Raw genomic sequence first — 22,801 nt, forward strand, 5'->3', positions numbered from 1 at the left:
CGGCGGAGAAGAAGGCCGCCGCCAAGAAGGCGGAGCCGGCGAAGAAGGCGGCGGAGAAGAAGACCGCGGAGAAGAAGGCGGCCAAGGCCCCGGCGAAGAAGGCCGCCGAGAAGAAGGCCGCGCCCCGCAAGACCGCTTGACCGCCTCCCGGCGGGACTCGCGCGTCAGCCCCGGCCGAGCTTCTCGGTCGGGGTGATCCGGACGATGACCCGCTCCTCGCCCGGCTGATGGAACGGGTAGGTGTCCTGGCCGAGGTACTTCTTCGCCATCCGGTCGATGTGCTCGTCGGCGCCCTCGGTCACGAACTCGGCCGTGCCCTTCACCCACAGGGTGCGGAAGTCGTCCGCCTTGTCCGCGATTGAGATCGCGACCACCGGGTTGCGCTCCATGTTGACGTACTTCTGCCGGCCCTTGGCGGTGTTGAACAGGATGTGCACGCCGTCGGTGTCCACCCATACCGGGGTGACGTGCGGAGTGCCGTCGGCCTCGATGGTGGCCACGTGGGCGAGCTGCGGCTCGGCGAGCAGGGCCAGGTCTACTTCGGTGAGGATCGCCATGGTCGAGAACCTACTACCGGAAAGTGCCGCCGACCCGCCTCCTGCCCGATCTCGCCCGGCCGAGGGGGCACCGCGGGCGTCCCGGCGGGTACCGTGTGCGCTGGCCTCGGCAGCGGCCGCCGGGCCGCACCCACCACCCAGCAGGGGAGTTCGACGTGAGCGAGCGTGTGCAGAACCGGTCGGCGGGCCAGAGCCCGGGCACCAAGGCGGAGCGGCGGTTGGCCGCCCAGCTGGCGGCGAAGAAGGCGGCCGAGGCGAAGCGCCGCCGGCAGTCGCTGCTCGGCGCGCTCGCCGGTGTCGCCGTCGTCGCGGTGCTGATCGCTGTCTTCATCGCCGTGAACAGCGGGGACGACAAGAAGGTGGCCGCCGGCACCCCCTCGGCCAGCGCCACCGCCCCGGCCCCCGACGCCACCGCGCCCGCCGCACCGCCGCAGCAGCTCCCGGAGGGCGCGGATCCGGCGCTCGCCACCAAGCCGAAGGTCGACCCGGGCAAGGGCGAGCTGACCAAGCTCACCGTCACCCCGCTGATCAAGGGCAAGGGTCCGGCGGTCAAGGCCGGCCAGACCATCACCACCAACTACGTGGGCGTGTTCTACAAGGACGGCAAGGAGTTTGACGCCTCCTGGAACAACGGGCAGCCGGCCAGCTTCCCGATCGGTGTCGGACAGGTCATCAAGGGCTGGGACCAGGGCCTGGTCGGGGTGACCGTGGGCAGCCGGGTGCAGCTCGACATCCCCGCCGATCTGGCGTACGGCAACGACTCCGCGGGCGGGCGGCCGGCCGGCCCGCTGCGCTTCGTCGTCGACGTGCTCGCCGCCAAGTAGGTCACCACGGTCTTCCGTCCGGTCACCTACCGGCAGTAGGTTCATGGTCACCGTGGGCGGTACCACCGCCCACGGTGACTTGTCCACCGACGCGGAGGTGCACGTGACGGCGCTGGACGACACCGGGCCGGCCCGGGTGATGTGGACGCACTTCGAGCCGGTCCACGCGGTGACCTACTTCCACCCGCGCGCCCGGGCCGCGTACGAGGCGGTCGGGTTGCGCGGCTACTGGCGGGGCTACTTCGCCGGCCGGGCCGCGCCGCTCGGCCCGACGGCCGCCCCGCCGGTGATCGCCGCGTTCTTCAGCTTCGCGCCCCGGATGGTGGCCCGGGCACTGCCCTCGGTGTGGCGGCTGGCCACTCCGGAGGAGGCGCTGCGGGCCCGGCTCACCGGTGCCGTCCAGGCCCTCGCCGAGTTCACCTACGAGCTGCCGGAGGCCCATCTCGTGGAGGCCGCCGACCTGCTGGAGGCGGCGGCCGGGCGGGTGGAGACCGCCGGCCGGGTGCTCGGCGCGGTCAACGCCGCCCTGCCGGCCGGCGAGTACCCGCTGGCCCGGCTCTGGCAGGCCGCGACCACCCTGCGCGAGCATCGGGGCGACGGACACGTCGCCGCCCTGGTCACCACCGGGCTGGATCCGGTCGAGGTGCTGGCCTGGCGCTGCCGGGTCGACCAGTCCCGGGAGTTCCACCAGCCGGCCCGGGGGTGGACCGACGAGGAGTGGGCCGCCGCCGAGGAGCGGCTGGTGGCCCGCGGCTGGCTGACCGCCGACCGGGAGCCGACCACGTACGGCAGCGACGCGTTCCGGGCGGTCGAGGAGGCCACCGACCGGGCCGCCGCCGGCCCGTGGCGGGCGCTCGGCGCCGAGCGTACGGAGCGGCTGCGTGAACTGCTCCAGCCGATCGCCCGCCGCTGCCGCACCATCATCCCCCGGCAGAGCCCGATCGGCCTGCCCGCGGCCCAGCCGGGCTGACCGCCCGGCCCGTTCACCCGGTCAGCGGCGGAAACGCGGTGCCGGAGGCGTAGCGTGCCCGGCATGTGGATCGTGGAACTCGCCTTCACCGACGCCCCGGACCGGTTCGCCGCCCGACCGGCCCACCGGGAGCGGATCACCGCCCTGCACGCCGAGGGCAAGGTACGGATGTCCGGGCCGCTGGCCGACGACTCCGGCGCGGTGCTGGTCTTCGACGTGCCGGACCGGCCGGCGCTGGACCGGCTGCTGGCCGCCGACCCGTACTACACCACGCCCGGCATCGAGATCGCCCGGATCCGGGAGTGGGCGCCCTTCCTGACCTGAGCCGGCCCGCCGCCCGGGTGGCAGTCGCCGGTTCGGGCAGGATGGGCTCATGGTGGACGCGGTGATCTTCGACCTGGACGGCGTGATCGTGGACTCCGAGCCGGTCTGGGAGGAGGTCCGGCGGGCGTACGTGACCGCGCACGGCGGCACCTGGCAGCCCGACACCCAGCGCCGGCTGATGGGGATGAGCACCGGCGAGTGGGCCGCCCACCTCAGCGGTGAGCTGGGCGTGGACCGCAGTCCCGAGCAGGTCGCCTCCGAGGTGGTGGCGGAGATGACCCGGCGGTACGCGGAGCGCGTACCGCTGATCGACGACGCCGACGCGGTGGTGCGCCGGATGGCCGCGCGGTGGCCGCTGGGGTTGGCCAGTTCCTCCCCCACCCGGCTGATCGCGGCGGCGCTGGCCGCCACCGGCCTGGCCGACGCCTTCGGCGCGACGCTGTCGACCGAGGAGACCGCCCGGGGCAAGCCGGCGCCGGACGTCTGGTTGGCCGTCGCCGCGCGGCTCGGCGTCGACCCGACCCGCTGCGTGGCGGTCGAGGACTCCTCGAACGGGGTGCGCTCGGCGGCCGCCGCCGGCATGCGGGTGGTGGCCATCCCGCACGGGTCCTACCCGCTGGACCCGGACGCGGCGGGGCTCGCGGCCGTGCTGCTCCCCTCGGTCGACGCCCTCACCCCGGAGGTGGTGGACCGGCTCGGCTGAACCGGCGCCGACGCCGCCGGCGGGCACGCTCACGCCCGCGCTCAGACCGCCCGGCTCCGGCTCGACTTCGGCAGGAACCGCCGGGGTCCCGGGCCGGGCGGCCGGGCCGGCTCCCGGTCGCCCGCGGGCCACTCCGGCCCGCCGGCGTCCGTCCCTGCCCGCGGCGGCGCTGGCGGCCGAACCGCCACCGGTATATCCCGCATGTCACCCCTCCTGCCACCGACTACCTGGTTGTACGGTTTCCGGGGCCGGCCGGATCGGAATGATCAGGGATCGGTCGGGTACCGCAGGCCGCGGTGCCGGCGTCCGGCGGGGAGGAGACGGCGATGAAGGCGATCGTGTACGAGCGCAACGGGGACGCCTCGGTGCTCCAGCTGGTTGACCGGCCGATACCGGAGCCGGGTCGCGGTGAGGTGCTGGTGCGGATGGCCGTGTCCGGGGTGAACCCGACGGACTGGAAGGCGCGGCAGGCGTCGCCGCTGCGGGCCGGCTGGCAGATTCCCGACCAGGACGGCGCCGGGGTGGTCGAGGCGGTCGGCGAGGGGGTCGACCAAAACCTGATCGGCGAGCGGGTGTGGCTGTGGGAGGCGGCCTGGCAGCGCCCCTGGGGCACCGCGGCGGAGTACACCGTGGTGCCGGTCCGGCAGGCGGCACGCCTCGGCGACGCCTCCTTCGACCTGGGGGCCGCGCTGGGCATCCCGTTCATGACGGCGCACCGCTGCCTGACCGCCGGCGAGTTCATGCCGGACCGGCTGCACGCCGGCGCGCTCAGCGACCACGTGGTGCTGGTGCAGGGCGGGGCGGGCGCGGTGGGCAACGCGGCGATCCAGCTCGCCCGGTGGGCGGACGCCTGTGTGATCGCCACGGTGAGCAGCCCGGAGAAGGCGCAGCTCGCGGCGGCGGCCGGCGCCTCCTTCGTGATCAACTACCGCGAGCAGGACGTGGTCGAGGAGGTCCGGAAGGTCGCCCCCGACGGGGTGCACACGATCGTCGAGGTCTCCGCCGCCCGCAACGCCGCCACCGACGTCCAGCTGCTGCGTACCGGCGGCGCGGTCTGCGTGTACGCCGACGACGGCGGCGACGAGGTGACCCTGCCGATCCGGCCGCTGATGGGACCGAACGCGCGGTGGCAGTTCGTGCTGATCTACACCGCGCCGAAGGCCGCCAAGGCGCAGGCGGTGGTGGACGTGTCGGCGGCGGCCGCTCAGGGCGGGATCCGGGTCGGTGAGGAGGCCGGCCTGCCGCTGCACCACTACTCGCTGGCGACGGCGGCGGCGGCCCACAAGGCCGTCGAGAGCTCGGTGGTCGGCAAGGTGCTCATCACCACGAGCGAGACGTAGGACCACGAAACGGATTTCTCCGTCATCGAGACAGAGGCGAACAAGTTTCGCGACAATTGGCCTGCGGGTCGCCCCGCTTAGACGGGCGGCCCCGGCGCGGTGCGAACGCCGGGGCCGCCCCTGGGGAGGGATGCCTTCTCAGTCGAATCACGCCCCTACCCATCCAGGCGACGGTACGCCGGAAAGCGTTACGGCGCGGTCAGTTCCCGCACCTCCAGGCCACCCTCGGCGTACCGGGAGCGAACCACCTTCTTGTCGAACTTGCCGACGCTGGTCTTCGGCACCGCATCGATGAACGCCCACCGCTCGGGCAACTGCCAGCGGGCCACCGACTTCGCCAGGAAGTCGCGCAGCTCCTCGACGGTCACCGACGCGCCCTCCCGGACCACCACGGTCGCCAGCGGGCGCTCGTCCCAGCGCTCGTCCGGCACGCCCACCACGCACGCCTCCAGCACCGCCGGGTGCGCCATCAGGGCGTTCTCCAGGTCGACCGAGGAAATCCACTCCCCGCCCGACTTGATCACGTCCTTGGCCCGGTCGGTGAGGATGAGGTAGCCGTCCGGCGAGAGCGTGCCGACGTCGCCGGTCCGCAGCCAGCCGTCGCGGAACTTCTCCTCGTCCGGGTTCTCGTCACCGACGTACCGGGCGGTCACCCACGGCCCACGGACCTCGAGCTCGCCGACGGCCGTCCCGTCGGCGGGCAGCGGCTCGCCGAACGGACCCACGATGCGGGCGGCCACCCCGGCCGGCACCCGGCCCTGGGTGTAGCGGTAGCGCCAGGCCTCGTCGCCCGTCGCGCCGGCCGGCGGCCGGGAGACCGAGCCGAGCGGGGACATCTCGGTCATCCCCCAGGCATGGATCACGTCGATGTCGTGCCGCTCGTGGAACGCGTGCATCAGCGCCGGCGGGCAGGCCGAGCCGCCGACGATCACCTCCTTGAGCGAGGAGGTGTCCACGTCGTGGCTGTCCAGGTACGCCAGCAGGTCGGTCCAGATGGTCGGCACCGCGCCGGCCAGGGTGGGCCGCTCGACGGCGATCATCTCGGCGATCGGGGCGGCCTGGAGGAACCGGTCCGGCATGATCAGCGACGCGCCAGAAAGGAACGCCGCGTACGGCAGGCCCCAGGACATCGCGTGGAACATCGGCACGATGGCCAGCTCGCGGTCGGTCGGCCCGAGACCGAACCCCTCGGGCATGCAGACCTGCAGCGAGTGCAGGTACATCGAACGGTGCGAGTAGGCGACGCCCTTGGGGTTGCCGGTGGTGCCGGAGGTGTAGCAGAGGGCGGCGGCGTCGCGCTCGTCCACCTCCGGCCAGGCGTACGTCTCCGGCCGGCCGGCCAGCAGGGCGTCCCAGTGGTGTACGGCGATCCGGTCACCGGCCGCGGCCACCAGCGGCGCCGGGTCGCCGCCGCCGACCAGCACCACGTGCCGCACCGTGGTCAGCTCGCCGATCACCCGGGCGAGCAGCGGGATCAAGGTCGAGTCGACCAGCACCACGCGGTCCTCGGCGTGGTTGGCGATGTAGGTGACCTGGTCGGGGAAGAGCCGGATGTTGAGGGTGTGCAGCACCGCGCCCATGCTCGGCACGGCGAAGTACGCCACCAGGTGCTCGTTGTTGTTCCACATGAACGTGGCGACGCGCTCGTCACCGGTCACCCCGCACTCGTCGCGCAGCGCGTGGGCCAGCCGGGCGGCGGTCCGCCCGACCTCGGCGTACGACATCCGTCGGGGTTCGCCGCCGGTCCAGGTCACCACTTCCGCCGTGCCGTGCACGGTGGAGCCGTGTTCGAGGATCCGGGCGACCTGGAGAGGGGCGTCCATCATCGTGCTACGCATGGGTAACAAGCTAGTGTCGGCGGTCACAGCTTGGGAAGCCCCGTAAATTGTCCGAGTGAGCATCTCCTGGGCCGACTCGTACGTGGGGCAGCTGCGTGCCCTGGCCGGTGACCGCACCCTGATGTTCGTCGGCGCCCGCGCGGTGGTCCGCGACAACGCCGCCCGGGTACTGCTGATCCGGCGCTCGGACAACGGCCAGTGGGCGATGCCGGCCGGCGCGATGGAGCTGGGCGAGTCGATCGCCGACTGCGCCGTCCGCGAGGTGTACGAGGAGACCGGGCTGCGCGCCCTGCGGGTCAGCGCCTTCGCCCTCTACACCGGGCCGGACCGGACCCACACCAACATGTACGGCCACACGTACCAGATCTTCACCACCGCGTTCCGGGTCGAGGAGTGGGACGGCGAGCTGGCCCGGATGACCGACGAGACCACCGACGCCGGCTTCTTCCACCCGGAGGAGCTCCCCGCCCCGCTCTCCGTCAGCGTCCCGGAGACCCTCGCCGACCTGGACGTCTTCGAACAGACCAACCGGCTGATCCTCAAGTAGCCGCAGGCCACCCGAGGACCAGCCGGTCAGCGGGTCAGACCGCCGGCGCCACGTAGTGGAAGTTCGCATCGGCGCCGTTGTCCCAGTCCCAGGGACGCCACTCCGCACCCGAGGTGCTGACCTGGCCGTGGATCGCGAAGCGGTCGTCCGGCGTACCGGCCGGGGCGGTCATCGGCACCGTCACCCTGGACGAGCCTCCCTCCGCGAGCGGACCGGCGGTGCACACCACCTGGGTGGCCATCACGTCGCAGAGCCACGGGCTCGGGTCGGTGGGATCGGACTGCGGTTCGCCGGCCACCGTGAACCCGGCGGGCACGTCGACGACGAGCCGCAGGTCGTCGGCGGGGGCGGAGCCCACGTTGCTGGCTGTGAACCCGGGGAAGATCGGGCCGCCGTCGGCCGGGATGTCGGTCTCCCACTGCGGGCCGCTGCTCAGGGACAGGTCGGCGACGTACCCGTAGGTGGTCTGGACCTGACCGGAGTTGTTGGTCCGGGTGACCTCGCGGGCGCTGGTGGCGGCCGTCGCCTTGATGGTGGCGACGGTGCCGGCCGGCGCGTCGGGCAGGCCGACGTAGACCCGCAGCGGCTCGGCGGTGCCGCCCGGCGGCACCGGGCCGTAGATGTTGGTGCAGACGAACGTGGTGTAGTCGCACTGCCAGGCCGGGTCTCCGACGATCTGCCCGCCGGGCGGGAACGTGAAGGAGACGGTGACGTCCTCGACGGTCGCCGCGCCGACGTTGTCGACAGTGGCGGTGACGATGGCCAGGTTCTCGGTCGCCCCGATCATCGTGTTCGGGGTGACGCTGAGGTTCAGCTTCAGGTCGGGCCGGGGCGCGGGCGCCGCGCCGGCCGGCGTGGCCGGCAGCAACGCCGCCGAGGCCGCGGAGAGGGAGAGAGCGACGAGTCCGGCACGGAGGGTTCGGTTCCGAGTCATGACGTCCCATGGTCGAAGGACCCGCACCCGCGGCCCTGGCCGGCGGGTACGGACGGCCGCCGCCCCCGTCGACGCCGGCCGGGAGCACACCCGAGGGTGGCTCCTCCCAATGGACGTCAACCGCCGTCGTTCCGTTACATGATCGTCAGAGCATCGTCTGGGACTTCGCCTCCATCTCGGCGGCGGCCTCCTCCTTGGACTCCTTCGTCAGCGGCTTGCCGCCGGGGGCGGCGGCCGTGCCGCCGAGCGGGTCGGCGCCGCCGGTGGCCCCCTGCGGGCTGGCGCCACGCAGCTTCTCGTCCGGCAGGGCCAGGGTGACCAGCACGGCCACGATCGCGATCAAGCCGGTGGTGAGGAAGACCAGGTGCAGCGACTCGACGAACGCGGCCTGGATCGCGGCGCGGACCGGGCCGGGCAGGGCGGCGATGGTCGCCGGGGCGTTGATCGAGATGTTGGCGCCGCCCCTGGCCGCCACCGCGGCCCGCTGGTCCGGCGGGAGCTGCGCGATCGCCGCCGGCAGCCGGTCGGCGAGCTGACGGGTGAGCTGCGACGACAGCACCGCCCCGAGGATGGCGACCCCGAACGACCCGCCCAGCGACCGGAAGAACGTCGCCGACGAGGTGCCGGCCCCCAGGTCCCGGACGTCCACCGCGTTCTGCACGGCCAGGATCAGCGACTGCATGCAGAGGCCCAGCCCGACGCCGATCACCACCATGAACCCGAACGCCACCCAGAGCGAGGTGTCCACCTGCAGCCGGGTGAAGAGCAGCATGCCGGTGAGCAGCACCGCCGAGCCCGCCACCGGGAACCACTTGTACCGCCCGATCCGGCTCATCGCCCGGCCGGTCAGCACCGAGGTGACGATGATGCCCGCCATCATCGGCAGCATCAGCAGACCGCTGCGGGTCGGCGAGGCGCCCTTGACGATCTGCAGGTAGAGCGGGATGAAGATGATCGACCCGAACATCACCAGGCCGAGCACGAAACCCGCCGAGTTGGCCAACGCGAAGGTGGCGCTGCGGAACAGTCGCAGCGGCAGGATCGGCTCGGCGACCCGGGCCTCCTGGAGCACGAAGAGCACGCCGAGCACCACGCCTGCCACGAAGAGCCCGATGATCACGCCAGAGCCCCAGGCGTACTGGTTGCCGCCCCAGCTCAGCGCGAGCAGCAGGCAGCTCACCCCGGCGACCAGCAGCCCCGCCCCGATCCAGTCGATGGCGTGCTCCCGCCGCTGGAACGGGATCAACCGCATGACGTGGTAGCAGACCACGATCGCCAGGATCGCCAGCGGCACGTTGATGTAGAAGATCCACCGCCAGTTGGTCTCCGCGAAGTACCCACCGACCAACGGCCCGGCCACCGACGACAACCCGAAGACCGCGCCGAAGAGCCCCTGGTAGCGGCCGCGCTCCCGGGGCGACACCACGTCCGAGATGATGGTGAACGCCAGCGTCATCAGGCCACCCGCGCCCACCCCCTGCACGCCCCGGGTGAGGATCAGCTGGGTCATGTTCTGCGACAGGCCGGCCAGCAGCGAGCCCAGCAGGAACGTGCCGATCGAGAAGAGGAAGACCGGACGGCGCCCGTACAGGTCGGCCATCTTGCCGTACAGCGGGGTCGAGGCGGTGGAGGCGAGCAGGTACGCGGTCACCACCCACGAGTAGTGGTTGATCCCGCCCAACTCGCCGACGATGGTGGGCAGCGCCGTACCGACGATGGTCTGGTCCAGCGCCGCCAGCAGCATCCCGGTCATCAGACCGAACATCAGCAGGCGGATCTGGCGGACGTCCAGCACCGGCGGGGCCTGAGCTTCCGTGGTCATCCCGCCTTCTTTCCCCCGCCTCCCGGAACATGCCCGGACGGCGGGGGAAATCAGAAGATCAGTGCCGGCCCCCCGACACCGGACGGACGGTACGTGCCCACGTCGGCTCAGGTTTGACCGGCATGCCGACGGGGACCCCGGAAGGCATGGCAGGAGCAGCAGCGGAAGAGCGCCGGCTCGCCACCGTCGTGGCGGGCTGGCAGGGGCGTCCCGTGCTGGTCGTCGGCGACGCCATGCTGGACGAGTGGCGGTTCGCGGAGTCCGAGCGGCTCTGCCGGGAGGCGCCCGCCCCGGTCCTCACCCTGCGGCGGCGCATCTCCGCCGCCGGTGGGGCGGCGAACACGGCGGTCAACGTCGCCACCCTCGGCGGCCGGGCGGTGCTGGTGGCCCCGATCGGCGCCGACGTGGCCGGCGACGAACTGCACGACTGCCTCGACCGTGCGGGCGTCTGGGACCGGACGGTCAATCAGCCCGGCCGGCCGACCCCGGTGAAGCGGCGGATGCTCGCCGGAAACCAGATCCTGCTGCGCGAGGACTCCGGCGACCCGGACGACGCGCTCGACGACGACGGGGTGGACCGCCTGCTCACCGCGCTCAGCTGCGCGACCGAGGAGCTGAAGGCCGCCGCGGACGGCCAACCGCCGACGCTGGTGGTCTGCGACTACGGCCTGGGCGCGCTGCCCGGGCTGGTCCGCGCCTGGCTGGTGGCCAACCGGGACCGCTACGCCACGGTGGCGCTCGACGCGCACGACCTGGCCGACTGGCGCGGCCTCAACCCGACGGTGGTGACCCCGAGCTTCGCCGAGGCGGCCCGGCTGCTGGCCCGCGCCGCCGCCGGCTTCAACGCCGGCCCACGCCCCGCCGCCCGGGAGCACACCGGCCCCGACCTGCACCTTGACCACCCGGTCGCGGACCCGGCGGACGGTCCCTCCGAGCTCAGCGTCGGCACGGCGCCCGGCGGGGCGGGCGAGCGCCCGACCGACACCGGGCCGGCGGACTCCCACCCGCGCCGGGCGGGCCGGGGCGTCAACTTCAGCCCGGCCGGGGCCGGCGGGCCGACCGGGGAGCCGACGCCCGGCGAGGACCGGGTGGCCATGACCGGCGACGGGCTCAGCGTGACCGGCACCGGCGTCACCGTGAACGCGGCGGCCGGTGCCGGGGTCGACCGGGCCGTGCTGGCCGAGTCGCGCCTGGCCGAGCTGCGCGCACACACCGGCGCCGACGTGGTGGCGGTGACCCTGGACACCGAGGGTGCGGTGGTCGGCGGGGCGGACGGCGAGCCCCGACGCAGCCACAGCACTCCGGTACCGGCCAGCCACGCGGTCGGCGCCGGAGACGCGTACCTGGCGGCGATGACGCTGGCGCTGGCGGCCGACGCGACGCTGCCCACCGCCGCCCAGCTCGCCCAGCTCGCCGCGACCATCACGGTCTCCGACACCGGCACCTGCGTGTGCCGGCAGGAGGACCTGCTGGAGGCGCTGGGCACCGGGCCGGACGAGACCGGTCACCCGGCCCTGGTCGACGCCGACGAGCTGAGCTCGATCGTCGAGGACCATCGTCGCTCCGGCCGCTCGGTGGTCTTCACCAACGGCTGCTTCGACGTGCTGCACCCGGGGCACGTCCGCTACCTGACCCAGGCCCGCGCGCTCGGCGACCTGCTGGTCGTGGCGGTCAACTCCGACGGCAGCGTCCGCCGGCTCAAGGGGCCGGACCGGCCGGTGAACCCGGTCGAGGACCGGACGGCCCTGCTCGCCGCCCTGCAGTGCGTCGACCACGTGGTGGTGTTCGAGGAGGATTCCCCGGCGCCGCTGATCGAGGCGGTCCGACCGGACGTGTACGTCAAGGGCGGCGACTACCCGCCGGAGATGGTCCCGGAGGCGCCCCTGGTCCGCCGGCTGGGCGGCCAGGTGCGCACCCTCGGCTACGTGCCGGACCGGTCCACCTCGGCGATCATCGACCGGATCCGGGCGCAGTCCGTCGCCGGCAACGGCGCCCCGCCGCGGTCCTCTACCGTCACCGACGGCGTACCGGGCAGGCCGACGTGAACCGACCGCTCGACCTCGGCACCCCGGCGGAGTTCCGCCGGCCGCGGCAGGTCGACGTGCTGATCCCGACCCGCAACCGCCCGGCCGAGCTGGCGGTCACCCTCTCCGGGCTGGCCGCTCAGGAGGGCGTACCCGACTTCGGGGTGGTGGTCAGCGACCAGTCCGACGACGAGCCGGCGTACGTCCACCCGGCGGCGGCCACCATGGTCCGGGCGCTGCGCCACCGGGGCCACCCGGTGCTGCTGACCCGCCGGCTGCCCCGGCGCGGCCTGGCCGAACACCGCGCCTACCTGCTGGACCGGTCGGTCGCCCGGTACGTCCTCTGCCTCGACGACGACGTCTGGCTGGAGCCGGGCACGCTGTCCCGGCTGGTCACCGCGATCCGTGAGCTGGGCTGCGGTTTCGTCGGCAACGCCGTGCACGGCCTGTCGTACGCCGACGACGTCCGGCCGGAGACGCACGGGCACTACGAGGAGTGGCCGGGCCTCCCGACCCCCGAGCGGATACGCCCCGGCACCCCGGCCTGGAACCGGGCGCGGATCCACCCGGCGGCGAACCTGCTGCACGTCACCGAGAAGCTACGGCTGCCGGCGGGTGCGTGGCGCGCGTACAAGATCTCCTGGATCGGTGGGTGCGTGCTCTACGACCGGGCCAAGCTGGTCGACTCCGGCGGCTTCGAGTTCTGGCGCCGGCTGCACGAGCGGCACCAGGGCGAGGACGTCGCCGCGCAGCTCGCGGTGATGGCCCGGCACGGCGGTGCGGGCGTCCTGCCCAGCGGCGCGTATCACCTGGAGTCGCCGACCACGGTGACCGAGCGGGACGTGGAGGCGTGGGAGGTCGTCCTCGTCGAGTCCGACACCCCGCAGCCCGCCTGAGCGCCTGCTCAGCGGCCGAGCAGCTCGCGGGCGGCCTCCACCACCTCGATCGCGGGCACGTCGGCGACGAAGGAGTCCCGGTGCGGGCAGTCGCCGTCGCCGTCGCGGTGCCGGTAGATCCCGGGGGTGCAGTCGACGCCGCACACCGGGCAGCGGGTCGTCCAGGACGCGATCGGTCTGTGCCGGGCGCGCAGCGGGGTGGCCCCGTTGATCAGGTTGCCGACCCAGTAGACACCCACGGTCGCGGCGCCGACCGCGGCGGCCAGGTGCAGCGGCCCGGTGTCGTTGGAGACGACCAGCGCGCAGCCGGCGTAGCAGGCGGTGAGCCCGCCGAGGCTGAGCGTGCCGACCTGTGGGCGTACCGGCACCCCGGCCGCCGCGACCACGGCCGCGACCACCTCGCGCTCGGCCGGCGTGCCGGTGACCAGCACCTCGTACCCGTCGTCGACCAGGGCGCGGGCCACCTCGCCGAAGCGCTCCGGGGGCCAGCGCCGGCGGGTGTCGGTGGCCCCCGGATGCAGCGCCACCCGGGGTAGCCGCGGCTCGCCGAGCACCTGCCGGGCCTCCGCCCGGTCCGCGTCGGTCACCGCGAGCCTCGGGATGATCGTGGTGGCCGGCGCCCCGACCAGGCCCACGACCTCCAGGTAGCGGATCACCTCGTGCTGGTAGTAGACGTACCGGAGCCAGCGGTCCAGCGGTGGGGCGTCCTCGGCGCGCAGCCCGGCGGTGACCCGGGCGCCCAGCGCGGCGACGACGGGGTTGGAGTTGCCGCCGCCGCCGTGCAGCTGCAGGGCCAGGTCGAAGCGTTCCTCGCGGGCCGCGGCGAGGAAGTCGTCCATCGAGGACCCGGGTTCGCCGGGTCCGGGGTCGCGGATGCCGGGCGCGGGCGGGATCACCAGCACCCGGTCCACCGGGCCGGGCCGGTCCCGCCAGAGCTTCGCGTGCCAGGGCGCGCCGAGCAGCACGATCTCCGCCGACGGGTACGCGGCCTCCAGCGCCTCCAGCGCGGGCAGGGTGAAGATGAAGTCGCCGAGCGCGTTGGCCCGGAGCACCGCGATCCGCGCGACGTCGGGCACCCGCTCGCCGACCGGCCCGAGCAGGGACGGTGTATCCACGCGCGCCGCTACGGCCGGTCGATCTCGTCGACCGTGGTGTCCGGGTGGTGCATCTCCCGGTCCGCGGCCGGATCGGCCAGGGTGGTCGTACCGGTGCGGGCGGGTCGGATGCCGGTGCGCCCGACGGTGATGGTGCGCGGTACGGGCCGGGACGCCCGGGGCAGCCGGACCCGGAGCAGGCCGTGGTCCATCACCGCGTCGATCCGGTCCGGGTCCACCCGGGACGGCAGGTCGATCCGGTACTCGAAGCCGCGCGTCTCGAAGCCGCCCGGGATGCCGTGGTCGGCGTTGACCTCGGCCTCCGAGCGGGCCCGGACGCAGAGTTCCCGGTCGTCCAGCTCGACGGCCACCTCCTCCGGCGTCACCCCGGGCAGCCGGACGACGACCTGCCAGCCGTCGGCGGTCTCGGTCAGCTCGACGTCCGGCGTGCCCGACCGGCCGCCGACCAGGCGGCTCAGCTCGGAACGCAGGGACTGCAGCTCGCCCATCGGGTCCCATCCCTGCTGTCGACCGCGCCAGCCCCGGCCGAGGCCACCACCGCTGGACTGTTCCGTCATCGCACGTCTCCGATCCGCTGGTTCGCCGTGGGGGGTCGCAGCGAGCTCGGGGCGTTCAGGTCGGCCTGCGGGTCGACCCCGACGCCGAGCCGGTCGACCAGCTCACCGCCGAGCCAGGCGCTGATGCCGAGGATCGCCACGGCGACCAGCTCGATGGCGATCAGGGCGCCGCCGGCGGCCCGGGAGTCGGCGTTGAGCCGGACCACCCAGACCGCGGCGAAGAGCAGGATCACCGCGACGTTGGCGGCGGCGTGGGTGAGGCCCACCCGCTTCGCCCGGGTGCCCGTGGGGAGGGCGAGCAGGTCGACGCTGCCGGCCGCCGCGGCCAGCAGGCCGCCGACCAGACCGACGGTGATGTTCCAGTACGCCACCTCGGCCAGGAAGTCGGGCCCGCCGACGGTGTCGACCACGTCGAAGATCACCGCGGTGACCAGGAGCGCCACCGGGAACATCACCAGCATCGGGTGCACGGGGTGGCCGAGCACCTTCAGTCGGCTCTCCATGGGGCCTCCATCGGTCGCGTCCGAGCGCGCTGCGGGTTAGGCCGTACCCGTCGGCTTCCCGGGCAAACCTCGCGTTCGTCGCGCTCACTAGGCTGGCGGCGGGGACCGGTCGTTCCGCCGGCCCGTCACCGGGGTCAACGGACGGGGGAGGCACACGTGACGGTGGAGATCACTTCGCACGAGGAGCTGCGGGAGCTGCTGGGGGCGCCGATGCCCCGGTCGGTCGCCAAGGAGCGCACGGTGCTGCACGCGCGGGACCGGCAGTGGCTGGCCGCCTCGCCGTTCTGCCTGGTCGCGACGGCCGGCGCGGACGGCAGCTGCGACGTCTCGCCGAAGGGCGACCCGCCCGGCTTCACACTGGTGCTCGACGAGACGACGATCGCGATCCCGGAGCGGCCGGGCAACCGCCGGGCGGACGGCTACCGGAACATCCTGGACAACCCACACGTCGGGCTGATCTATCTGATCCCCGGGCGCACCGACACGTTGCGGATCAACGGCCGGGCGCGGCTGGTCCGGGAGGCACCGTTCTTCGACGACATGGTGGTCAAGGGGCATCGCCCGGTGCTGGCCGTGGTGGTGGAGGTCGAGCAGGTCTTCTACCACTGCGCGAAGGCGTTCCTCCGCTCCGAGCTGTGGCAGCCGGAGACCTGGCACCCGGACGTGCTGCCGTCCCGGCCCCGGCTGATCAAGGAGGTGGAGGCCCCGGCGGAGAGCCTCGCCGACCTGGAGCGCCACTACGGCCCGGACTACGCCCGGCGCATCTACTCCTGATCCGTCCGGCCCGACCGGGCCGGGACGCCCTCAGGGTATTGCTAAAGACATCTTTATAAAGATAGCTTTAGCGTATGGCGCTCTCCCGGGTGAACCTCTCCGACCCCGTCTCGCTGCGTGGCTACGCCCACCCGCTGCGGATGACCCTGATCGGACTGCTCCGCCGGCAGGGCCCGATGACCGCCACCCGGGCCGCCGAGCTGCTCGGGGAGAGCGTGCCGAGCTGCTCGTTCCACCTGCGGCAGCTGGCCAAGTACGGGCTGGCCGAGCGGGCGCCGGGCGCGGACGCCCGGGAGCGGCCCTGGCGGGCCACCGCCGCGGTGACCACCTGGGACGAGGGCACCGACGACCCCGAGATGCGGGCCGCCACCGACCAGATCAGCGCCGTGCTGCTCGCCCGGTACGTGCGGCGGGCCGAGGACTTCCTCGCCCGGCGGGCCCAGGAACCGGCGGCCTGGCGCGCGGTCACCGGCTTCAGCGACGCCCTGCTGCACGTGACCCCCGACGAGCTGGCCGAGCTGACCCGCCGGATGGACGCCCTCTTCGCCGAGTACGACGACCGCGTCACCGACCCGGCCGCTCGGCCCGCCGGCACCCGGCCGATCGCGCTCTTCCAGATGCTCATGCCGATCGAGGACGGCCCGAGCCCGGACGACCGCGGCCGGGCCGATGACTGACGGGCCGGCGGCGAAGGTCGTCGACAGCCCGCTCCAGCAGGCCGCGCCGCCCCGCCGGGCGCACCGCGCGTTGCTGCCCCGGCTGCTGCGCGAGCGGGCGTTCCGGCGGTACTGGTCGGCGACGACCGTCTCCCTCTTCGGCGACGAGGTCTCCGGGCTCGCCCTGCCGCTGCTCGCCGTGCTCGGCACCACGGCCGGGCCCGCCGAGATGGGCTACCTGACCGCCGCCGGGCTGGCGCCGAACCTGCTCTTCCCGCTCCTGGTCGGCGCCTGGGTCGACCGGTACCCGCACAAGCGCCGGATCATGGTGCTCACCGACGTCGGCCGGGCGCTGCTGATGGCGACCGTGCCGGTGGCGTACCTGTTCGGCGGGCTGGCCCTCCCCCAGCTCTACGTCGTCGCCTTCGCGATCGGCACGCTGGCCGTCCTCTTCGAGGTGTCCCGCAGCACGCTCTTCGTGTCCCTGGTCGACCGGCACGACTACGTCGAGGCCAACACGCTGCTCAACGGCAGCCGGGCGATGTCCACGGTGGCCGGCCCGGGCCTCGCCGGCGTCCTGGTGCAGATGCTCAGCGCGCCGGTCGCGCTGGTCGCCGACGCCGTGTCGTACCTCGTCTCGGCATACTTCCTGCGGCGGATCCGGCCGACGGAGCCGGCACCCGCACGCGGCGCCGGCCTCGGCATCGGCGAGGGACTGCGGGTGCTGGTCCGCTCGCCGATGATGCGCGGGCTCCTGCTCGGGTCCACCACGGTCAACCTGTTCAACTTCATGTTCATCGCGCTCTTCGTGCTGTACGCCACCCGCGAGCTGGGCATCGCGCCCGGCGTGCTCGGCGCGGTGATCGGCGCGGGCGCGGTGGGCGGGCTGATCGGCGCGGCGCTGACCGGACGGCTGGCCCGCCGCTTCGGCGTCGGCCCGACGGTGGTCGCCAGCTACGTCCTCTTCCCCGCCCCGCTGCTGCTCGTCCCGCTGGCCGACGGCCCCATGCCGCTGGTACTGGGCATGCTCTTCGTCGCCGAGTTCCTCGCCGCCGCCGGGGTGATGATGCTCGACATCGCCGGCGGCTCGGTGCAGACCGCGCTCACCCCGCGACGGCTGCTCGCCCGGGTGTCCGGCGTTCGGCGCACGGTCAACTACGGCATCCGGCCGATCGGCGCCCTGCTCGGTGGCGCGCTCGGCCAGGCCATCGGCGTACGACCGGCGCTCTGGATCGCCACCACCGGCGCCCTCGCCGGCCTGCTCTGGGTGGCCTTCTCCCCGGTCCGCGGGCTGCGCGAGCTGCCCGAGCCGGCGGCGGACGGCTGAGACTCGCACGTGGCGTGCGTCCGCTGTGCACGTCGTCGTTCCGGTTGAGCGTCCCTCTCCCGGGTACGAACTCCGGTGGACGCGAAAGACGACTCACCGACAAGGAGTGTTCCATGACCACGAAGGTCGAGAAGTCCATCGAAGTCAACGTCCCGGTCAGCACCGCGTACAACCAGTGGACGCAGTTCGAGGAGTTCCCCCGTTTCATGGGGGGCGTCGAGGAGGTACGCCAGCTCGACGACCAGCGGATCCACTGGGTCGCCGAGATCGCGGGCGTGAAGCGTGAGTGGGACGCCAAGGTCCTGGAGCAGGTGCCGGACCGCAAGGTGGCGTGGGCGGCCACCGACGGCGCGACCAACGCCGGCGCCGTCTACTTCCAGCCGGTCGGCACGGACCGCACCCAGGTCCGGCTCTCCCTTGAGTACGAGCCCGAGGGGCTGGTCGAGAAGGCCGGCGACAAGCTGCACATCGTCGAGAAGCGGGCCGAGGCGGACCTGGAGAATTTCAAGTCGTACATCGAGGGCCGGGGCACCGAGACCGGCGCCTGGCGCGGCACGATCGACGAGGGTCGCAACCTCGGCACCCCCGGCGTGGCGCACGCCGTGTCCTCGCGGGGTGACGACGGCAAGGCCGGCGTCTCCGGCAAGGCCGTGGCGGCCGGCGCGGTCGTCGCGGGCGCGGCTGCGGCTGGCGCCGCGGCCCTGGCCAAGCACCGGACGAGCGACGACGACACCACCCCGCCGGAGACGGAGACCGAGTACCTGGTGACGGGCGTCCCCACGCCCCGGGCGAGCACCTTCCCGGCCGATCCGGCCGACCCGCGCCGCAACCTCTGACGCACGTCAGCTCCCTGCCGGAATGAGCCCGGCGGGCCGGCCAGTAGCCGAGCCCGCCGGGCTCACCCGTGTCCACGGCCACCGGCGATCCGTATTCTCCGCTCATGACCGACACCCCGCTGCGTGCGCCGCTCGGCCGGCTGCCGCGCACGGTGATCACGGTGTTGCTGATGACAGCCGTGATTATTCCCTCGCTGTTGATCCGCGATCTGATCGCGGCGCGTACCGGGCTTCGTCCGCTGGCGGATGTCGGCGCGGTCGTCGTCCCCATGGCGGTGACGGCCTGGCTCGCGCCCCGGGTCTCCTACCGCCGACGCGACGCCCTGTTCTGGCCGGTCGGCGTCGGCGGGTACATCTTCGTGGTGATCGCCTGGCGACTGGCCTACCTGCCGTACCGGGACTGGCCGCCGCGTCCCGACGAGGCACCACGCGCCCGTCGGCTCCCCGATCCGCGGTACGCCGGGCGGGCGGGCCTGGCCGGCGTCACTCCGCGGCGTGGTTGGCCGGAGGCGCCTTCGACGCCTGCCGCGCCGCCTCGATGACCTCGGTCAGCGTGGCGTGCAGGCGCTTGAGGTCCTCGATTTGCATGCCCAGCCGCTCGACGATGGCCGGGGGGATGCGCTCGGCCTGACTCCGCAACGCCCGGCCCTTGGCGGTGAGCGTCACGGCGAGGCTGCGCTCGTCGGCCGAATCGCGCTCGCGCCGGAGGTAGCCGCTCGCCTCCAGCCGCTTGAGCAGGGGCGACAGGGTGCCCGGATCGAGTTGCAGGAGACGGCTCAGCTCGCGTACGGAGAGCGGCGCGTGCTGCCAGAGGGCCAGCATCACCAGGTACTGCGGGTGCGTGAGTCCCATCGGTTCGAGCAGCGGGCGGTAGGCGGCCACCACGCCACGGGCCGCGACGGAGAGGGCGAAGCAGACCTGCTGTTCCAGCGCCAGCGGATCATCGACGTCGTCCAGGTCACCCATCCGGTCAGTCCCTCCCCTTCACTGTTACCGTACCAATAGTTGGTGTACCAATCATTGGCGCACCAATGGCGAGGGGTGGGAGACGTGACGGAGGAGAACAAGACTCCGGACCAGGGCAAGGGCGGCCGGGTCCTGGACTGGGTCTACCGGAACCTTGCCGGCCCCGCGACGGTCGACAACGCCATCCACGGCGGCTCCCAGGAAGCGCGGGAGCTGTGGAAACGGGACCTGGAGAAGCGTAAGCAGTGGAGCCGTGAGCAGCGCGAGCGCAAGCGCGCCGAGCGCGAGGCGCGACGCGGGCCCTGAGCTTCCAGCTGGATGCGCTGCCGCCGCACGGCGGGTGGTCAGCCGTCGAGGACCGACAGGTCGAGCTCGCCCAGTCGCTCCGGGTCGGACAGCACGTCGATGGCGACGATCGGGTCCGCTGCTCCTCGAAACGCTCCGTCAGCCACTCGCGCTCGTCCACTGGTCACATTCCCTTCCCGCCGGGTGTCACAGCGGTAGACCCACGAAACACCGCCGATGTGACCGGGAGATCGACTCCCGGACGGAACGAGTTTGGAGCAGCCATGACGTCACCCATCCTGGTCACCGGTGGCACCGGCACCCTCGGCCGCCTCGTCGTACCGCTGCTACGAGACGCCGGCCACGACGTTCGGGTGCTCAGCCGGGGCCGCCACCAGCCCACGAGCGGCGTCGCGCACGTCACGGGTGACCTGCTGACCGGCGACGGAGTGGAGTCAGCGGTCGCCGGGGCCGAGGTCGTCCTGCACCTCGCCGGCGGCCCCAAGGGCGATGACGAGGCGACCCGCAACCTGGTCCGGGCCGCGTCCCGGACCGGGGTGCGGCACCTGGCGTACATCTCGGTCATCGGCGCGGACCGAGTCCCCCTGGGTTGGCTCCGGTCCAAACTGGACGCGGAGCGGGCGATCGCCGACTCCGGCCTGCCCTGGACGACGCTACGGGCCGCCCAGTTCCACGACCTGGTCCTCACCATGGCGCAGCAGATGGCGAAGCTGCCGGTGATGCCGGTCCCCGGCGGCCTCCGGCTCCAGCCGGTCGACGCTCGGGACGTGGCGGCCCGGCTCGTGGAACTGACCCTCGACAAGCCCGCCGGCCTGGTGCCCGACCTGGCCGGACCCCGGGTGTACGGGATAGCCGAGCTGGCCCGCGGCTACCTGCGGGCACGCGGCAAGCGCCGCCTGATGATGCCGGTACGGATGCCGGGGAAGGCCGGCCGGGCGTACCGGGCCGGCGCGAACCTGACCCTCGACGGCGCCACCGTGGGCGCCCGGACCTGGGAGGACTTCCTGGCCGAACGGCTGCGCCCGGGCCGGTGAGCGCCGGGCCGACGGGCGGGACGGCCTCGGGCCCGCCGCTCTGCCGCCAGCCTGAAGGACCTGCAGGCCGCGGGCGTGGCGGCCATGTCAACCCGCTACCGCCGGGTCATGCACGACTTCTTCCGCCTTGCCGGGGTGCTCGACAAGGCCGAGCACGCCCAACAGGAGGCGGCACTGCACCTGCGCCAGGCATTCGGCGAGGACCCGGACGCCCCACCATTGAACGACTCGCCGATGCGGAGGCACAAAGTCGCCGGGTGACAGACGGCGCGGCGGTAGGAACTGCCCCGCTCGTTCCGGTGCAAACCCGGGTCACGGCGGGCGTGCTCACCTCGAATCCTCGGCGGGCACGTGGTCCGGGTCGGGCAGGACAGGGTGGTCGGTCGGGTAGAGGCCGGCGGCGAAGCCGTAGACCGTGTCGCCGGAGCGCGGCAGTTCGGTGAACTCCCGGATGAGCGCCTCGACGCGCCGCCAGAACTGCGCCGCGCTCTCCCTGGGGATGCGGGCGTGGCGCATCGTCGAGTAGAGCGTGTCCGCCTCGTGGGCCGGCACCGACTCGGCCGCCGCGACGGACAGGCCGTTGATGCACACGGGCGTCGTCGTGTCGCCCGGGCGCCGGACCACGCCCACGTGGATGGTGCGGCCGGTGCGTCCGTAGTACCGCTCGTCGATGGCGCGCACCCGCCGGGTGCGGACGACGCGGAGCATCCCGGCCTCGAGTAGCACGTTGACGTGGTGGGCGACCGTGCTTTTTGGACGGCCGACGGCCGTGGACAGTTCGGCCACGGTGGCGGCCCGCTCGAGCACCAGGTCGAGGATCGTGGCCCGCAGCGGGTCGGCGATCGCGCGCAACTGCGCGGGTGTGGACACCTCGACGGTGTCGGGCAGGTCGTAGTCCGGGATTCGGGTATTGCTCGACATTTGTCGAACAGTCTAAAGTTTTGGAGTGTTCGCGGCAAGATCCCATCCGAGACCGGGGAGTCCACATGGCTGAGGTGTTGTTGTTCCATCACGCGCAGGGTCAGACGACGGGGTTCCTTGCCTTCGCCGACGAAATCCGCCGAGCCGGGCACACCGTGCACACGCCGGACCTGTACGACGGCCACACCTTCGCGACGCTCGACGACGGCCTCGCGTACGCCCGGGAGGTGGGCTTCGACAACCTGCTCGATCGGGGCGTGGGTGCGGCGGACGGGCTGCCCAACGAACTCGTCCACGCGGGCTTCTCGCTCGGCGTGATGCCGGCGCAGAAGCTCGCGCAGACCCGAGCCGGCGCGCGCGGGGCGCTGCTGTTCGAGTCCTGCCTGCCCGTCTCGGAGTTCGGGACCGCCTGGCCGGCGGGCGTGCCGGTGCAGATCCACGGCATGGACGCAGATCCGATATTCGCCGGCGAGGGTGACATCGACGCCGCCCGCGCGCTCGTCGAGTCGGCCGAGGATGCGGAACTGTTCGTCTACCCCGGTGATCGGCACCTGTTCGCCGACTCCAGCCTGCCGTCCTACGACGCCGACGCCACCAAGCTGCTCATCCAGCGCGTGCTCGACTTCCTCGCCGCCCGCTGAACACCGCCCAGCGGCGGACGGTACCGCGCGGGAAGCAGCGTCGCTGCTGGAGCGGGCCCTGTGGTGGAGTGAATGAGGCTTTGGCTGCTCGCGTGGCTGCTCTGCTCCGCGACGGCATCGAGAAGGCCCAGGTCATGATCGGCGATGAAGCCGGTGACCTGGGCCTTTCGATGGAGCCGCCTGACGGAATCGAACCGTACTGCGGGAACGCCACGTGCGCGCAGCGCCAGTGTGGAAGAGCGCGCTCAACTGGCCGTGATGCCTGAACGCCTGCGGCCGGCGGCGGACCTAAGTGCCCCTCGTGCCCGCTCATGACCACTGCGCGCCACGGCTACGGGCCCATGGACGTCCCATGACGGCCGGTGGAGTAAGAGGACAACCATTGA

The 22,801-nt window shown here is 73.1% G+C and carries 25 protein-coding genes and 1 pseudogene; 17 read left to right on the forward strand and 9 right to left on the reverse strand.

Annotated features, from left to right (window positions below; translation table 11 throughout):
* Positions 1–164: 164 nt before the first annotated feature.
* Positions 165–557, reverse strand: coding sequence for a PPOX class F420-dependent oxidoreductase (locus SLP03_RS25390; RefSeq protein WP_319463144.1), 393 nt, complete (start codon positions 555–557; stop codon positions 165–167).
* A gap of 155 nt (positions 558–712) precedes the next feature.
* Here SLP03_RS25390 and SLP03_RS25395 point away from each other — a divergent pair, with 155 nt between their 5' ends.
* The 5 genes from SLP03_RS25395 to SLP03_RS25415 all read left to right on the forward strand — a co-directional run bounded on the left by SLP03_RS25395 (position 713) and on the right by SLP03_RS25415 (position 4,718).
* A complete protein-coding gene (locus tag SLP03_RS25395) occupies positions 713–1,381 on the forward strand; it encodes an FKBP-type peptidyl-prolyl cis-trans isomerase (RefSeq protein ID WP_319463145.1) in 669 nt (222 codons plus the stop codon).
* Positions 1,382–1,520: 139 nt separating this feature from the next.
* On the forward strand, positions 1,521–2,351 hold the full coding sequence (locus SLP03_RS25400; protein ID WP_319463182.1) for an SCO6745 family protein: 831 nt from the start codon (positions 1,521–1,523) through the stop codon (positions 2,349–2,351).
* Between the two features lie 63 nt (positions 2,352–2,414).
* Positions 2,415–2,675 (forward strand): YciI family protein, encoded by a 261-nt coding sequence (locus SLP03_RS25405; protein ID WP_319463146.1) that lies wholly within the window; start codon positions 2,415–2,417, stop codon positions 2,673–2,675.
* 49 nt (positions 2,676–2,724) lie between these two features.
* Positions 2,725–3,378, forward strand: a complete 654-nt coding sequence (locus tag SLP03_RS25410; protein WP_319463147.1) for an HAD family phosphatase — start codon at positions 2,725–2,727, stop codon at positions 3,376–3,378.
* Between the two features lie 326 nt (positions 3,379–3,704).
* Positions 3,705–4,718 carry an NADPH:quinone reductase gene (locus SLP03_RS25415; protein WP_319463148.1) on the forward strand — a complete coding sequence of 338 codons (1,014 nt, stop codon included), beginning with the start codon at positions 3,705–3,707 and terminating at the stop codon, positions 4,716–4,718.
* A gap of 188 nt (positions 4,719–4,906) precedes the next feature.
* On the opposite strand, the gene SLP03_RS25420 is transcribed toward SLP03_RS25415, so the two are convergent.
* The gene (locus tag SLP03_RS25420; RefSeq protein WP_319463183.1) at positions 4,907–6,541 is read right to left on the reverse strand and encodes a fatty acid--CoA ligase; all 1,635 of its coding nucleotides are present in this window, start codon (positions 6,539–6,541) and stop codon (positions 4,907–4,909) included.
* A 70-nt stretch (positions 6,542–6,611) separates the two neighbouring features.
* Here SLP03_RS25420 and SLP03_RS25425 point away from each other — a divergent pair, with 70 nt between their 5' ends.
* The gene (locus tag SLP03_RS25425; RefSeq protein ID WP_319463149.1) at positions 6,612–7,103 is read left to right on the forward strand and encodes an NUDIX domain-containing protein; all 492 of its coding nucleotides are present in this window, start codon (positions 6,612–6,614) and stop codon (positions 7,101–7,103) included.
* 34 nt (positions 7,104–7,137) lie between these two features.
* Here SLP03_RS25425 and SLP03_RS25430 read toward each other — a convergent pair whose 3' ends face one another.
* Positions 7,138–8,037 carry a hypothetical protein gene (locus tag SLP03_RS25430; protein ID WP_319463150.1) on the reverse strand — a complete coding sequence of 300 codons (900 nt, stop codon included), beginning with the start codon at positions 8,035–8,037 and terminating at the stop codon, positions 7,138–7,140.
* Between the two features lie 145 nt (positions 8,038–8,182).
* Positions 8,183–9,859: an MDR family MFS transporter gene (locus tag SLP03_RS25435; protein WP_319463151.1), complete on the reverse strand. Its 1,677-nt coding sequence runs from the start codon at positions 9,857–9,859 to the stop codon at positions 8,183–8,185.
* A 146-nt stretch (positions 9,860–10,005) separates the two neighbouring features.
* Here SLP03_RS25435 and rfaE2 point away from each other — a divergent pair, with 146 nt between their 5' ends.
* A complete protein-coding gene (gene rfaE2 / locus SLP03_RS25440; protein WP_319463152.1) occupies positions 10,006–11,904 on the forward strand; it encodes a D-glycero-beta-D-manno-heptose 1-phosphate adenylyltransferase in 1,899 nt (632 codons plus the stop codon).
* A complete protein-coding gene (locus SLP03_RS25445; RefSeq protein WP_319463153.1) occupies positions 11,901–12,779 on the forward strand; it encodes a glycosyltransferase family A protein in 879 nt (292 codons plus the stop codon). The genes rfaE2 and SLP03_RS25445 overlap by 4 nt, the downstream gene beginning before the upstream one ends.
* An 8-nt stretch (positions 12,780–12,787) precedes the next feature.
* On the opposite strand, the gene SLP03_RS25450 is transcribed toward SLP03_RS25445, so the two are convergent.
* Genes SLP03_RS25450 through SLP03_RS25460 form a run of 3 tightly spaced genes read right to left on the reverse strand, consistent with a single transcriptional unit; the run spans position 12,788 to position 14,954 of the window.
* On the reverse strand, positions 12,788–13,894 hold the full coding sequence (locus SLP03_RS25450; protein WP_319463154.1) for a glycosyltransferase family 9 protein: 1,107 nt from the start codon (positions 13,892–13,894) through the stop codon (positions 12,788–12,790).
* Positions 13,895–13,902: 8 nt separating this feature from the next.
* Positions 13,903–14,451, reverse strand: a complete 549-nt coding sequence (locus tag SLP03_RS25455) for an Hsp20/alpha crystallin family protein (protein ID WP_319463155.1) — start codon at positions 14,449–14,451, stop codon at positions 13,903–13,905.
* On the reverse strand, positions 14,448–14,954 hold the full coding sequence (locus tag SLP03_RS25460) for a DUF2231 domain-containing protein (protein WP_319463156.1): 507 nt from the start codon (positions 14,952–14,954) through the stop codon (positions 14,448–14,450). The genes SLP03_RS25455 and SLP03_RS25460 overlap by 4 nt, the downstream gene beginning before the upstream one ends.
* A gap of 156 nt (positions 14,955–15,110) precedes the next feature.
* On the opposite strand from SLP03_RS25460, the gene SLP03_RS25465 reads away from it, so the two are divergent.
* From SLP03_RS25465 to SLP03_RS25485, 5 genes and pseudogenes are all read left to right on the forward strand, one after another.
* Positions 15,111–15,728: a pyridoxamine 5'-phosphate oxidase family protein gene (locus SLP03_RS25465; protein WP_319463157.1), complete on the forward strand. Its 618-nt coding sequence runs from the start codon at positions 15,111–15,113 to the stop codon at positions 15,726–15,728.
* Positions 15,729–15,802: 74 nt separating this feature from the next.
* Positions 15,803–16,405 carry a winged helix-turn-helix domain-containing protein gene (locus SLP03_RS25470; protein ID WP_319463158.1) on the forward strand — a complete coding sequence of 201 codons (603 nt, stop codon included), beginning with the start codon at positions 15,803–15,805 and terminating at the stop codon, positions 16,403–16,405.
* A complete protein-coding gene (locus tag SLP03_RS25475) occupies positions 16,398–17,711 on the forward strand; it encodes an MFS transporter (protein WP_319463159.1) in 1,314 nt (437 codons plus the stop codon). Before SLP03_RS25470 ends, SLP03_RS25475 begins: the two co-directional genes overlap by 8 nt.
* A gap of 113 nt (positions 17,712–17,824) precedes the next feature.
* A pseudogene (locus SLP03_RS25480) lies at positions 17,825–18,274 on the forward strand (SRPBCC family protein); the annotation flags it as partial.
* A 377-nt stretch (positions 18,275–18,651) separates the two neighbouring features.
* Positions 18,652–19,089, forward strand: a complete 438-nt coding sequence (locus SLP03_RS25485) for a hypothetical protein (protein ID WP_319463160.1) — start codon at positions 18,652–18,654, stop codon at positions 19,087–19,089.
* Here the strand turns inward: SLP03_RS25485 and SLP03_RS25490 are convergent.
* Entirely contained in the window at positions 19,031–19,513 is a 483-nt protein-coding gene (locus SLP03_RS25490; RefSeq protein WP_319463161.1) for a MarR family transcriptional regulator, read from the reverse strand. The genes SLP03_RS25485 and SLP03_RS25490 overlap by 59 nt on opposite strands.
* Before the next feature lie 84 nt (positions 19,514–19,597).
* Between SLP03_RS25490 and SLP03_RS25495 the strand changes: the two genes are divergently transcribed.
* The 3 genes from SLP03_RS25495 to SLP03_RS25505 all read left to right on the forward strand — a co-directional run bounded on the left by SLP03_RS25495 (position 19,598) and on the right by SLP03_RS25505 (position 21,114).
* On the forward strand, positions 19,598–19,819 hold the full coding sequence (locus tag SLP03_RS25495; protein WP_319463162.1) for a hypothetical protein: 222 nt from the start codon (positions 19,598–19,600) through the stop codon (positions 19,817–19,819).
* Positions 19,820–20,082: 263 nt separating this feature from the next.
* Positions 20,083–20,853 carry an SDR family oxidoreductase gene (locus SLP03_RS25500; protein WP_319463163.1) on the forward strand — a complete coding sequence of 257 codons (771 nt, stop codon included), beginning with the start codon at positions 20,083–20,085 and terminating at the stop codon, positions 20,851–20,853.
* Between the two features lie 75 nt (positions 20,854–20,928).
* Positions 20,929–21,114: a hypothetical protein gene (locus SLP03_RS25505; RefSeq protein WP_319463164.1), complete on the forward strand. Its 186-nt coding sequence runs from the start codon at positions 20,929–20,931 to the stop codon at positions 21,112–21,114.
* Between the two features lie 66 nt (positions 21,115–21,180).
* On the opposite strand, the gene SLP03_RS25510 is transcribed toward SLP03_RS25505, so the two are convergent.
* Positions 21,181–21,774: a winged helix-turn-helix domain-containing protein gene (locus SLP03_RS25510; RefSeq protein ID WP_319463165.1), complete on the reverse strand. Its 594-nt coding sequence runs from the start codon at positions 21,772–21,774 to the stop codon at positions 21,181–21,183.
* Between the two features lie 65 nt (positions 21,775–21,839).
* On the opposite strand from SLP03_RS25510, the gene SLP03_RS25515 reads away from it, so the two are divergent.
* Positions 21,840–22,415: a dienelactone hydrolase family protein gene (locus tag SLP03_RS25515; RefSeq protein ID WP_319463166.1), complete on the forward strand. Its 576-nt coding sequence runs from the start codon at positions 21,840–21,842 to the stop codon at positions 22,413–22,415.
* Positions 22,416–22,801: the final 386 nt, after the last annotated feature.

The sequence above is a fragment of the Micromonospora sp. RTP1Z1 genome (assembly GCF_033804685.1).
GTDB lineage: Bacteria > Actinomycetota > Actinomycetes > Mycobacteriales > Micromonosporaceae > Micromonospora.

What these genes read in the sequence shown, in the direction of transcription:
- SLP03_RS25410 (WP_319463147.1), top strand. Translation starts at nt 2,725, where the DNA reads ATGGTGGACGCGGTGATCTTCGACCTGGACGGCGTGATCGTGGACTCC.
- SLP03_RS25460 (WP_319463156.1), bottom strand. Translation starts at nt 14,954, where the DNA reads ATGGAGAGCCGACTGAAGGTGCTCGGCCACCCCGTGCACCCGATGCTG.
- SLP03_RS25400 (WP_319463182.1), top strand. Translation starts at nt 1,521, where the DNA reads ATGTGGACGCACTTCGAGCCGGTCCACGCGGTGACCTACTTCCACCCG.
- SLP03_RS25435 (WP_319463151.1), bottom strand. Translation starts at nt 9,859, where the DNA reads ATGACCACGGAAGCTCAGGCCCCGCCGGTGCTGGACGTCCGCCAGATC.
- SLP03_RS25510 (WP_319463165.1), bottom strand. Translation starts at nt 21,774, where the DNA reads ATGTCGAGCAATACCCGAATCCCGGACTACGACCTGCCCGACACCGTC.
- SLP03_RS25500 (WP_319463163.1), top strand. Translation starts at nt 20,083, where the DNA reads ATGACGTCACCCATCCTGGTCACCGGTGGCACCGGCACCCTCGGCCGC.
- SLP03_RS25415 (WP_319463148.1), top strand. Translation starts at nt 3,705, where the DNA reads ATGAAGGCGATCGTGTACGAGCGCAACGGGGACGCCTCGGTGCTCCAG.
- SLP03_RS25515 (WP_319463166.1), top strand. Translation starts at nt 21,840, where the DNA reads ATGGCTGAGGTGTTGTTGTTCCATCACGCGCAGGGTCAGACGACGGGG.
- SLP03_RS25405 (WP_319463146.1), top strand. Translation starts at nt 2,415, where the DNA reads ATGTGGATCGTGGAACTCGCCTTCACCGACGCCCCGGACCGGTTCGCC.
- SLP03_RS25470 (WP_319463158.1), top strand. Translation starts at nt 15,803, where the DNA reads ATGGCGCTCTCCCGGGTGAACCTCTCCGACCCCGTCTCGCTGCGTGGC.
- SLP03_RS25390 (WP_319463144.1), bottom strand. Translation starts at nt 557, where the DNA reads ATGGCGATCCTCACCGAAGTAGACCTGGCCCTGCTCGCCGAGCCGCAG.
- SLP03_RS25490 (WP_319463161.1), bottom strand. Translation starts at nt 19,513, where the DNA reads ATGGGTGACCTGGACGACGTCGATGATCCGCTGGCGCTGGAACAGCAG.
- SLP03_RS25430 (WP_319463150.1), bottom strand. Translation starts at nt 8,037, where the DNA reads ATGACTCGGAACCGAACCCTCCGTGCCGGACTCGTCGCTCTCTCCCTC.
- SLP03_RS25455 (WP_319463155.1), bottom strand. Translation starts at nt 14,451, where the DNA reads ATGACGGAACAGTCCAGCGGTGGTGGCCTCGGCCGGGGCTGGCGCGGT.
- SLP03_RS25475 (WP_319463159.1), top strand. Translation starts at nt 16,398, where the DNA reads ATGACTGACGGGCCGGCGGCGAAGGTCGTCGACAGCCCGCTCCAGCAG.
- SLP03_RS25485 (WP_319463160.1), top strand. Translation starts at nt 18,652, where the DNA reads ATGACCGACACCCCGCTGCGTGCGCCGCTCGGCCGGCTGCCGCGCACG.
- SLP03_RS25420 (WP_319463183.1), bottom strand. Translation starts at nt 6,541, where the DNA reads ATGGACGCCCCTCTCCAGGTCGCCCGGATCCTCGAACACGGCTCCACC.
- rfaE2 (WP_319463152.1), top strand. Translation starts at nt 10,006, where the DNA reads ATGGCAGGAGCAGCAGCGGAAGAGCGCCGGCTCGCCACCGTCGTGGCG.